10 protein-coding genes are annotated in these 8,267 nt (G+C 51.2%); 2 read left to right on the top strand and 8 right to left on the bottom strand.

Going from position 1 to position 8,267, the window contains the following annotated elements; all coding sequences use genetic code 11:
• Positions 1-93 precede the first annotated feature (93 nt).
• Positions 94-1,329, top strand: coding sequence for a hypothetical protein (locus tag KDK18_RS00290; protein WP_257252369.1), 1,236 nt, complete (start codon positions 94-96; stop codon positions 1,327-1,329).
• A 169-nt stretch (positions 1,330-1,498) separates the two neighbouring features.
• Here the strand turns inward: KDK18_RS00290 and KDK18_RS00285 are convergent, their stop codons facing one another.
• From KDK18_RS00285 to ribD, 7 genes are all read right to left on the bottom strand, one after another.
• Positions 1,499-1,972 carry a phosphatidylglycerophosphatase A gene (locus KDK18_RS00285; protein ID WP_257252367.1) on the bottom strand — a complete coding sequence of 158 codons (474 nt, stop codon included), beginning with the start codon at positions 1,970-1,972 and terminating at the stop codon, positions 1,499-1,501.
• A gap of 48 nt (positions 1,973-2,020) precedes the next feature.
• Entirely contained in the window at positions 2,021-2,989 is a 969-nt protein-coding gene (gene thiL, locus KDK18_RS00280) for a thiamine-phosphate kinase (RefSeq protein WP_257252365.1), read from the bottom strand.
• A 96-nt stretch (positions 2,990-3,085) separates the two neighbouring features.
• Positions 3,086-3,568, bottom strand: a complete 483-nt coding sequence (nusB, locus tag KDK18_RS00275) for a transcription antitermination factor NusB (protein WP_257252364.1) — start codon at positions 3,566-3,568, stop codon at positions 3,086-3,088.
• Between the two features lies 1 nt (position 3,569).
• Positions 3,570-4,043 (bottom strand): 6,7-dimethyl-8-ribityllumazine synthase, encoded by a 474-nt coding sequence (gene ribE, locus KDK18_RS00270; protein ID WP_257252363.1) that lies wholly within the window; start codon positions 4,041-4,043, stop codon positions 3,570-3,572.
• Positions 4,044-4,101: 58 nt separating this feature from the next.
• The gene (ribBA, locus tag KDK18_RS00265; protein WP_257252362.1) at positions 4,102-5,214 is read right to left on the bottom strand and encodes a bifunctional 3,4-dihydroxy-2-butanone-4-phosphate synthase/GTP cyclohydrolase II; all 1,113 of its coding nucleotides are present in this window, start codon (positions 5,212-5,214) and stop codon (positions 4,102-4,104) included.
• An 81-nt stretch (positions 5,215-5,295) separates the two neighbouring features.
• Positions 5,296-5,961: a riboflavin synthase gene (locus KDK18_RS00260; protein ID WP_257252361.1), complete on the bottom strand. Its 666-nt coding sequence runs from the start codon at positions 5,959-5,961 to the stop codon at positions 5,296-5,298.
• A gap of 12 nt (positions 5,962-5,973) precedes the next feature.
• The gene (ribD, locus tag KDK18_RS00255) at positions 5,974-7,101 is read right to left on the bottom strand and encodes a bifunctional diaminohydroxyphosphoribosylaminopyrimidine deaminase/5-amino-6-(5-phosphoribosylamino)uracil reductase RibD (protein WP_257252360.1); all 1,128 of its coding nucleotides are present in this window, start codon (positions 7,099-7,101) and stop codon (positions 5,974-5,976) included.
• A 151-nt stretch (positions 7,102-7,252) separates the two neighbouring features.
• On the opposite strand from ribD, the gene KDK18_RS00250 reads away from it, so the two are divergent.
• Positions 7,253-7,645, top strand: coding sequence for a hypothetical protein (locus KDK18_RS00250; protein WP_257252358.1), 393 nt, complete (start codon positions 7,253-7,255; stop codon positions 7,643-7,645).
• A 31-nt stretch (positions 7,646-7,676) separates the two neighbouring features.
• Here KDK18_RS00250 and KDK18_RS00245 read toward each other — a convergent pair whose 3' ends face one another.
• On the bottom strand, positions 7,677-8,228 hold the full coding sequence (locus tag KDK18_RS00245; protein WP_257252356.1) for an acyl-CoA thioesterase: 552 nt from the start codon (positions 8,226-8,228) through the stop codon (positions 7,677-7,679).
• Positions 8,229-8,267 lie beyond the last annotated feature (39 nt).

Below are 8,267 nucleotides of genomic sequence, written 5' to 3'. Positions count from 1 at the left end.
ATGAAATGAGCCTGAAGGGGAGCCCAGTTTCCAACATGAAATGAGCCTGTAAAATCCAGCACTGTCGTTCATGATGAGAGGATGAAGATCATCATGAACACCACTTTCATCAAAACACTGAAGGACGTGCAAAGCCTTCTTTCACAGGCCTCTTGTCTGGAGCCGGGTTGGGATTCCAAAGATGAGTGCTATCGCTGGATAGAGCTGAACCTAAGCCATTTCAAGTACCGCTCTCTTGGGAAGGAGGACAAAGGGCTTGTCCGCCGTTACCTGTTGGTGGCAACCGGTTACTCAAGAGCCCAGATTACCCGGCTGATCAACCAGTACATAACCCAAGGCGGACTGAAGCGGAGACAGCGCACCATTAACGGTTTCCAGACCCGTTACACCAAGGCCGATATCAGACTGCTTGCCTACACCGATCAGCTTCACAGTGATCTGAACGGCGCTGCCATCAAGAAGATCTGTGAAAGAGCCTATAGGGGAGGCGATAAGCGTTATGAACGCCTGGCTACTATCTCGGTCTCTCACTTGTATAACCTCAGACAATCAACCACCTATGAGTGTGTGAGGAGATACAAGGACGGCACTCACCCCACCAAGACAGTCATCGGAACCCGGCGTAAACCTGTCCCTGAGGGACGCCCCGGTTTTATTCGTGTAGACACGGTTCACCAGGGTGACAGAGATGGTGTGAAGGGGCTTTATCACATTAATGCTGTTGATGGAGTGACCCAATATGAAGTGATTTGCACCGTTGAGCAGATCAGCGAACGATATCTGGTGCCGGTGCTCGAAAGCCTGCTGGCGGACTTTCCATTCAAGCTGCGGGAGTTTCATTCTGACAATGGCTCGGAGTTCATTAACCGCAGAGTGGCGAAGTTGTTAAACAAGCTTCATATAGAACTGACCAAATCCCGCTCCCGTCACAGCAATGACAACGCCCTGGTGGAGAGTAAAAACGGTTCAGTGATCCGGAAAATGCTGGGGCATGCTCATATTCCACAATGCTATGCTGAGCCATTTAACCAGTTTGACCATGACCACCTGACTCCTTACGTGAACTATCATCGCCCATGTTTTTACCCGGAAACCAAGACAGACGACAGAGGCAGAGAAAAGAAGATCTACAGGTACGAAAACATGATGACACCTTACGAGAAGCTCCTGTCGCTGAACAAGCCTGAGCAGTATCTGAGGGAAGGCGTCACACTGAAGCGGCTGAAGGAAAAGGCTGAAGAAATGACTGATAATGAAGCTGCGGAACAACTTCAACGAGCCAGAGAGGCCCTGTTCAAAACTGTTCATGAACGACAAGCTGGATTATAGGTGGTAATACCTATCTTCAGGCTCATTTCAGGATTGGAAAATACTGAATTTCTTTTACATGAAAAACTATTAAGAAGGACAAAATGCTGTATATGCTGCTCGAAGACACCCACCCCCTCAAAGCCTTCAGTCAACTTGATGGCTTTGAGACTCAGCAGGCTGCAAACCATCACAGCACTATATAAGCAATCACCTGAAGAAAGATAAGCGCAAAAATACCGGCAACGATGTCGTCTATCATAATACCCAGGCCACCATGCACTTTCTTGTCCAGCCAACCGATGGGCCAGGGTTTCCAGATATCAAAGATTCGGAACAGGATAAATCCGGCCAATACCCACTCCCAGCCACTGGGAGCAGCCAGCATAGTGATCCAGTAACCGACGAACTCATCCCAGACAATACCCGGATGGTCGTGGACACCGAGGTCTTTAGAGGTCTTTCCACATAGCCAGACACCCAACACAATGCTGACAGCCAGTACGAGCAGATAATTCCACAGCGGCAGGTACTGAAAAAGCAAATAGAAAGGAATGGCCGCTATGGTGCCGAAAGTTCCCGGCGCGACAGGCGACAGACCACTACCCAGACCAAAGGCAAAAAAGTGAACCGGATTTTTCCAGACTGAAGGTGTTTTACTCATAAGTACCTGTAGCCCATGAAAGAATGTTCTTTCATAAAAAAGAAGTCACTAAAAGTGCTGATAGGCTCGGGGAGAAAGGGGCTGAGCCGTCTCTGCATCCACCAGCCCGGAAGCGGAAGTTATACGACCGATGCAGGTTACAGGATTATCTGTCATTAAGCTGTCAGGAAGCAGTAACTTTTTTCGATCGGGCCATGTAAAGCACAGCTCATAATCATCGCCTCCGGTCAGCGCCAGCTCTCTGGATTTCTCCGGACCCATCAAACTTCCCAGCGCTTTGGAGACGGGTACCGATGTCGTTTTGATTTCAGCACCGACCTGACTGGCTTTAAGAATGTGGCCCAAGTCGCCCAACAGACCATCAGAAATATCCAGGGCAGCCGTGGCGCCATTTTCCAGCAACCATTGACCCAATGCTATCCTGGGTGTCGGTCGATAGTAACGTTCCAGAAGATGGCGTTGTTCAAGGGTGCGAACGCTTCCTGGGTTCTGGCCTCTCAAAACATCAGGTAATGCACCGGCAGCATCCCCAAGACAACCGCTGACATATATCAGGTCCCCGACTTGAGCGCCATTGCGCCGCAGAGCATTGGCTTCGGGTAATGTACCCTGCACCTGTATCGAGAGGGTTAAAGGCCCCCGAGTGGTGTCACCCCCAATCAGCCCGATCTGATGGATTGATGCCAGCTCTGCCAGACCGTCAGAAAACGACTGAAGCCAGACATCATTCGATTCAGGCATGGTTAAGCCCAGTGTAAAACTGTGGGGTTTTGCTCCCATAGCGGCGAGATCACTGAGATTAACGGCCAACGCCCGATAACCCAGCAGATAAGGATCACAGTGTTTCGGGAAGTGAATACCTTCAACCAGCGTGTCCAGGGATTGGGCCAGTTGTTGACCGGGCTGAAGAGACAGAAGTGCACAATCGTCGCCTATGCCTACCACATCACTCAGAGATGATCGAAGACCCGGACGATCAAAGAAACTGCGAATCAGATCAAATTCGCCAAGCGCCATGAAAGGTTCCAGCCAAACTAAAACATGAGTTTAACGCGCTGCAAGCTGGGTTAACAGACCAGAAGACAATAGCATTATCTCCTGATCGAAAACCGATTACTTCCGACGGAAGTTGCGCACTTCATCAGGACGAACACGGGGTGCCAGCTTGTCCAGAATACCGTTTATGTAACGGTGAGAATCCTGGGCACCAAAACGCTTAACCAGCTCAATAGCCTCGTTGATGACCACACGGTATGGAACATCGGAGCGGTTCATCATTTCATAGCAGCCAATGCGCAAAGCTGACATTTCAACCGGGTCCAACTGCGAAATGGGACGATCCAGCAGTGGCGACATGGCGTCATCCAGGCGACTGGCTTCACGGGCAATCCCGGTCAGCAGCATGTGGAAATAGCCATCGTCCACCTTGCTGAAATCGTTGTCCGCACGGAACTGCATTTCAATCTGGGTGATGGATGACTGGGACATCTGCCACTGGTACAAGGCTTGCAACGCCAGCTGACGAGCACGACGACGGGCAGATGGCTTTGGACGCGGGGCAGATTTCTGCCCGGCTTCCTGCTTCTCAGTAGACAACTCAGGCCTCCAGTTTCTTGAGCAGGGACACCATTTCAAAAGCCGCCATGGCAGCCTCTTCACCCTTGTTACCCGCTTTGGTACCGGAACGCTCGATAGCCTGTTCAATGGTGTCTACGGTCAGAACTCCGAAGCTCACCGGAATTTCTTCGTCCAGATTCACGTGGGACAGACCTTTCACACATTCGTTAGCAACGAATTCAAAGTGTGGTGTGCCACCACGAATGACAGCACCCAGGGCAATAATAGCGTCGAAGCGTTGGGTTTTAGCAACTTTTTTAACCGTCAATGGAATTTCGAACGCGCCCGGGCAACGTATGATAGTAATATCCTGTTCCGCAACACCGTGACGGGTCAGACTGTCCACAGCGGCATTGAGCAGACTTTCTACAACAAAGGCATTCCAGCGGCCAACAACGATCGCATACTTGCCGCCATTTGCCTGCAGAGTACCTTCGATGGTTTGCAGTGACATTGCGTTTTCCTCAATAAATCTTTGTGTCTGTTGCACTTACAACAATGTGCTCTGACAATCAGTCTTCACACGGAATATATTCAACAATTTCCAGATCAAATCCGGACAGGGCCGCGAAGCGAATCGGTGAGCTAAGCAGGCGCATTTTACCCACTCCCAGATCACGCAGAATCTGTGAACCAGTGCCTATGGTCAGATACGCGCCGGACATACCGTTGCTGTTACTCTTGCCTTCCGAGAACTTTTCCAGGGCCCCGCCCAGATCAAGCCTCGACTCGGAGTCGAGCAACACAATCACGCCACGCCCCTCACTGGCGACCTTGGCCATTGCTTTGTGCAGTGGCCAGCTGGATTTACCGTTTTCAGGATGTGCCGACAGCAGATCACGAAAAGGTTCCATAGCATGAACTCGCACCAGCGCCGGTGAGTTCGGTGTAATATAGCCCTTGGTCAGGGCAATGTGCGTCGCACCGCTGATGGAATCCTTGTAGGCCGTCATATCAAACTGGCCAAAATCGGTATCCAGAGAGCGCCGCTCTAGCTTTTCGACGGTTTTCTCATTCAGGATTCGGTAGTTGATCAGATCGGCGATGGTGCCGATTTTCAGATCATGCTCTTTGGCAAACACTTCCAGATCAGGACGACGAGCCATGGTGCCGTCTTCATTCATGATCTCAATAATAGCGGCTGCCGGCGTCAGTCCGGCCAGACGGGCCAGATCACAACCGGCTTCAGTATGACCCGCACGGCTGAGTACACCGCCAGGCTGGGCTCTCAATGGGAACACGTGACCTGGCTGAACAATATCGCCGGGGCGAGTCAGAGGATCCGCGGCTACCCGAATCGTTCTTGCCCGGTCATGGGCCGAAATACCTGTTGTTACCCCTTCTGCCGCTTCTATGGAAACGGTAAAGGGTGTACCAAAGCCCGATGAATTGTCTTCCGAAGTCACCATCGGTGGCAGTCCCAGAAAATCGCAGCGTTCTCCGGTCAGAGTCAGGCATAGCAAACCTCTGGCTTCACGGGCCATGAAATTCACGATCTCAGGAGTGATCTTCTCAGCAGCGATTATCAGGTCACCTTCGTTTTCACGATCTTCATCATCCATCAGGATGACAGGTCTTCCGAGGCGGATATCCTCAATAATCTCTTCGATGGAGTTAAGCTGCATAACACCCCCGTGTGTGTTTTCTATACATCCGGTATGCGAAACCGGCGTATTCTAACGGTTTCATACCCAAGCTGGAAGCGATCACTTCATAAAGCCATGTTCGGCAAGAAAACCGGCGGTCAGACTGACAGGAGCCGATGGGCTCTCTTCCCTGAGGCTGGGGTCCATCAGCCTTTCCAGATACCGGGCCAGCACATCCACTTCCAGATTGATTTCTGTTCCTGCCCGATAGCCGGTAATAATGGTTTCCTGCTGAGTATGAGGCACGATGTTCAGGGCAAAGCGACAGCCGTCCACCTTGTTGACCGTCAGGCTGACACCATCTACCGTGATCGATCCCTTGTGGGCAATATACCGGGCCAGATTGGAGGGCGCCTCCACCCAGTAGACCGTTGAACGCCCCGAAGGTTCAATGGAGACTATTTTACCAACACCATCAACATGACCACTGACCAGGTGACCACCCAGCCGGGTTGAAGGTGTCAGAGCTTTTTCCAGATTCAGAGCAGAACCGACGGCCAGGCCCGAAAGCGTTGAATATTCGAGCGTTTCCAGGGAAACATCAGCCACATATCCCTGCCCGGTCAATTCAACTACGGTCAGGCAGACACCATTGGTGGCAATGCTGTCACCGAGTTTTACGTCTGAAAGATCCAAACAACCTGAGTTAACCGTTAGCCTCAGATCACCAGAGCGGGGTTCTACTTTTTGCAGGCTACCAACAGCCTCGATAATACCTGTAAACATGAATAGCGAATCTCAGTCGTCAGTGTTCTGTTTGAAAGTGGCCTTAAGGAGCCAGTCAGTACCAATAGCGCGAATATCAGAGATATTCAGTGCCAGCTTTTCTGACATCGACTGAAAGGGAAGGTTCAGCAATGGCCGGGCCGCTGACCCCATCAAGGTTGGGGCCATGAAGATATTCAGCTCATCCACCAGTCCTTCACTGACAGCCGCTCCGGCAAGGGTCGCCCCTGTTTCGAGCAAGACCTCCTGACAATCTCTCTGAGCCAGTTCGCTCATTAATGCGTTCAGATCAACCTGTCTGCCGGGGTTCAATCTAATCACTTCGGCACCGGCAGCCTCCAGCTGCGCCAGCCGGTTCTGTTCTGCCTGATCCGTGCAGACAACCAGAACCTTTCCGGGCCCGGTGACTACTTTCGCGTCTACAGGGGTTTGCAGAGATGAATCCAGAACGACCCTTAGTGGTTGTCTTCGAGCGAGTTTTTCAGCATCTGGGAGCCCCAACTCTTGCGCTCTGACGGTCAAAGAAGAATTATCGTGAAGAATAGAGCCAACACCCGTAATAACAGCACAACTTTGCGCCCGGAGCTTTTGAACTTCACTGCGGGCATCGGGTCCGGTAATCCATTGGGATTCACCACTTGCCATGGCCGTTCTGCCGTCCAGACTCATGGCCAGCTTCAGCCGGACATAAGGTTGTCCAGTCACCATCTTTTTGATAAAGCCTGGGTTCAGTGTTTTCGCTTCAAGCTCAAGAACACCCGATTCAACCTCAATGCCAGCGTCACTTAGCAGGCTCATACCACGACCGGACACCAGTGGGTTAGGGTCCTCCATAGCAGCAACCACTCTGCCCACTCGAGCTCTGATCAGTGCTTGCGCACAGGGCGGTGTTTTTCCAAAATGACTACAGGGCTCAAGGGTGACATAGGCTGTTGCTCCCTCAGCCCGGTCACCCGCCATTTCCAGAGCATGCACTTCAGCATGGGGCTCGCCCGAACGCTCATGAAAGCCTTCACCAACAATGACGCCATCCTTCACGATCACACAACCAACCCTGGGATTGGGCATTGTGGTGTACAACCCTTTCCGTGCCAGTTGCAGGGCTCGGGACATCATTTCATGATCAATGGCAGACGCCATAGGAGGCTCTCCGGGCTAAGTCAGAAATGGGGGCAGTTTATATGATTTTGCGGCCAGCATCACTCACTGACGGAATAGCCCGAGCACATCAATCGTAAGCATTCGCACTGTTCATCACACTCGATACCCTAGTAGAATCAAGCAACTACAAATGAGAAGAGTTGAGAGCAAGCAAGTGCAGCAACTTCGTTTTCACCATGTCGGGATACCTACCCGGGAAAAGCTATCAGACGATTGCTATAACGAGAAACTGAAACATCATGCCACCGGGTATTTCGAAACCCCTTATGGTGTTGAGTGGATGAATTTTGATGAAGACAATACATTACCGGAGATTATAAAAACCACGCCCCATATTGCCTTTGAGGTGGACGATATTCAGGAAGCCATAAAAGGAAAAGAAGTCGTTCTTGAGCCCACCTCTCCGGCAGAACATGTCACTGTAGCTTTCATCAAAGATGGAAGAACGCTCATTGAGTTGATTCAGTTTGATCGGCCAGAGAGTGAGATCTGGCCGCATCCGGAAAAATTCCTGCTGAAGTAAGCCATCGGGGCTTTTAGCGGGATATTTCCAGTTAAAAGCCCTTATCAGAGCGGGCTGACAAAGGAGGCCAGGGACGCGAATCTTCACTTTCGATCCAGGCTTTTACCCAACCTTCCGGCTCTGGAGACCAGTCTTCCATATCCATGGCTTTTCTGACGCGTTCAGTAGCGACTATCCGGCCCTTCTCGGTAACAGCCGTTCTTAACAGGACTGAAGAAGCCGGTTCACCTTTCACCCACATGGACTGGATGATATAAACCCATCGCTCATCCATCGCGGTCACCTGGGTGTACGTAGTCACTTTGTCGAACATTCGGACCCGCTTTCGATAACGAGTGGTACTGCCTGCCACCACCAATCCCCATTTCTCCCTTTTAAGGACAGCAGACAGCCCGCTCTGAATAGAAAGAGTAAACCGGCCCAGATCGAACAGCGTCAAAACCCGACCATTATTCATTTCCATGAACAGATCTAAATCCCATGGCATACAGCGAAAGCGATTCTCACTGATGGCGTCAACAGAAATTTTGGGGGCTTTGTTGGCCCTGCGGAGAGTGGTCAGGAGTCGAATGAATGGATACATGCTCAAATCTTCTAGTAATAATGCCCAGCATCATAGCCA

Source organism: Endozoicomonas sp. SESOKO3, from assembly GCF_024606255.1.
The sequence above is the reverse complement of the archived record's forward strand: the minus strand, read 5'-3'. Positions and strand labels throughout refer to the sequence as shown.